The following is a 2,660-nucleotide window of genomic DNA, read 5'->3' as shown; positions in this document are numbered from 1 at the left end:
GGGGGGGGGGCGCTTCGGAGATGTTGCGCTGGTCGAAGACGACAAGTTCACCTTTGAAGCTAATATTGTTCAGCTTCCTGAAGGCAATGATGTTATATTCGATGGCTACACTTCCAAGGAGTTGTTCGACCAATTCCATACGTTTTTCACGTCCCCGGATGCTGGGGAACTCGCAAAGCAGTGGATCGAAACGAAGCTTTCAAGCCACTGTGAGAAACATGAAATTACTACCGGAGGTCAACCATTCTATCGCAGTAACTTGGATCTCTTTGTGCCAAAAGATCAAAAAGCACTGCGCCCACTACTGATCCATATTCATGGTGGTTATTGGCAGTACACACAAAAGGACATCTACTACCAGATTGCAAACTCATTCACTCAAGAAGATGTCCTGGTTGCAAATCTCAACTACCCGCAAGTGCCAGATGTCTCTATTCAAGAAATGATCGAAGTCGTTAAGAAATCGATCCGCTATCTTTATGTCAACGCAGAAAAATGGGGCATAGATCGAGACAGAATATCAGTTGCGGGGCACTCTTCAGGTGCACATCTGACTGCTTGCATGGGTGTCTTCAATTGGTCACAATTAGATCCAGATCTACCGGGATCTATATTCAAGAACGTAGTTGCTTTTTCTGGTGGTTACAATATGGAACCTTACATGCACGACGCTCAAAACTACCAGATGGGGATTTCACCGGAAGATCTGCCTTTCATGAGTCCTTTACATTTGCCATGCCATCGCGGAGCGAAATTCACTCTTTATGCTGGCTCTAAGGAAAGCGCCGAATATCAAGCACAAACCAAAGACTTCTACGATCACTTGGTCCATAATCGTGTTGAGGCAGATTTGCGGATTATCGAACAGGGTGATCACTTCTCGGTAATCAATGAGTTCTATACGCACGGAGGCCCCATATTCAACCACGTACTCTCGATACTATAGGAGCGTGATGGTGTGGCGCGCGCTTGAGGAGGATGACCCCGACGCTGTTGCGTAAATTCGCTTCAGGCGTATATTCTAGCTGTTCTTTCTTTCAGTAAAGGTGCACGCCATGCTGTTTAAAGCCAATGCTGATCGCTAACATAAGTTTGCCAAAGCCATCATCGTTAGGTCGGCTTCACCGAGCGCTTACTTCCAGATAGCTTTGACATGAGGTTTTGAGCGTTCGAGCATTTAACCACCTTCCAAGAACTGGGTCTCAAATGGATCGTAATGCCGCCCTACGCAGTGAGACATGTAAATTATAACTTTGCGGTGATGCTGGCAGTTATCATCACTCAAAGTCAACGACTGATTTCATAACAGTGCCGTACGATTTAGGCTTCTGCCAACAAAATCCTATGGTTTTGGAAATAGTGACGAGTTAGTTTGAAGGAGACGGTCAAAACCATTCAAGCAAACAGTCTCAGCCCCTGATAGAGCCGAATGAATGTCCGCAGTTGGCGGTGGATTCAACAGGTCGCGGCAACTCACTCTGAGAACTTCTAGTTATTCCTAGCACGTTGCAGCATAACCATTAGCATGCGTAATCGGGCTCGTCCTTCATGAGAGGACAGCTCCTGTTAAGATCGCAGCATATTGCTGCGAGGATGGGAGAGCACCATGGAATACTATGCTGGTTTAGATGTTTCTTTACGGTCTGTTTCGATCTGTGTGATTGACGGCGAAGGCAAGATTATATTTGAACGCTCGGTTGCCTGCGAAGTTGATGTTATCGCCAGTACCTTAGCTCAGACGTCGTTGCTTATCACCCGCATTGGCTTTGAAGCTGAAACAATGAGCCAGCCTCTGTTTTACGGCTTGAAGGAACAACGCGGCTTTGACGTTGTCTGCATGGAGGCAAGGCAAGTGAATGCGGCTCTGTCTGCTATGCGTAACAAGACCGATAAGAATGATGCACGCGGCATAGCGCAGGTCCTGCGCTCCGGCTGGTATAGCCCAGTGCATATGAAAAGCCGCCGTTCGCATGCAATGCGTACGCTCCTGAGCAGTCGCAAGGCATGCTTGCGTAAATGCATAGACTTGACAAACGAGGTACGCGGGCTCTTGAAGGTTTACGGCCTGCGTCTGCCGGAACGGATTAAACACACACGCTTTGACGCAACAGTGCGACCGTTTATCGAAGTCCACCCAGATTTGAGCCTGGCACTGGTTCCGCTTCTGGACGCGCGGCTTGCTTTACTGCAAACCTATCAAGAGCTGGACAAACGCGTTTAACACGCGGCAAGCACCAATGCAGTGTGCTTGCGACTAATGGAAATCGCCGGCGTTGGCCCTATGACTGCGCTGGCATTTGTCGCTGCGGTGGATGATCCGGCGCGGTTCAGGAGTTCGCGAACGGTTGCTGCTCACTTCGGCTTAACGCCGAGGCGTTTTCAATCAGGAGAAATTGATAATCCTGGCCGGATCTCTAAAGCAGGAGACATGGAGGTCCGCTCTGCCCTTTATACGGCTGCCAATGCAATGCTAACCCGCTGTACTGGCGGATCCAGCATCAAGAGCTGGGGGATGCGCCTGATGCGGACCAAAGGGCGCCGCCGTGCTGTTGTCGCGGTAGCCAGAAAGCTCGCGGTTGTCATGCATCGCATGTGGGTCAATGATACATCGCTCTGTCGTGATGGCTTGGAGGTTGCTGCATAATATAGCCTGACCTCAA

General features: G+C 49.3%; 3 protein-coding genes. All 3 read left to right on the top strand.

Translation table 11 applies throughout. The features are described from left to right. Positions 1 to 946, top strand: a 946-nt coding sequence (locus PsWM33_RS17265; RefSeq protein WP_193778415.1) for an alpha/beta hydrolase, incomplete at its 5' end; no start/stop codon positions are given. A 660-nt stretch (positions 947 to 1,606) separates the two neighbouring features. Further along, the gene (locus PsWM33_RS28055; RefSeq protein ID WP_208994607.1) at positions 1,607 to 2,221 is read left to right on the top strand and encodes an IS110 family transposase; all 615 of its coding nucleotides are present in this window, start codon (positions 1,607 to 1,609) and stop codon (positions 2,219 to 2,221) included. A gap of 36 nt (positions 2,222 to 2,257) precedes the next feature. Then, positions 2,258 to 2,644: a transposase gene (locus tag PsWM33_RS28050; protein WP_208991795.1), complete on the top strand. Its 387-nt coding sequence runs from the start codon at positions 2,258 to 2,260 to the stop codon at positions 2,642 to 2,644. Positions 2,645 to 2,660 lie beyond the last annotated feature (16 nt).

The organism is Pseudovibrio sp. WM33 (assembly GCF_001623165.1).
Taxonomy (GTDB): Bacteria; Pseudomonadota; Alphaproteobacteria; order Rhizobiales; family Stappiaceae; genus Pseudovibrio.
Note: the sequence above shows the minus strand (reverse complement) of the source record. Positions and strands in the feature narration are given on the sequence as shown.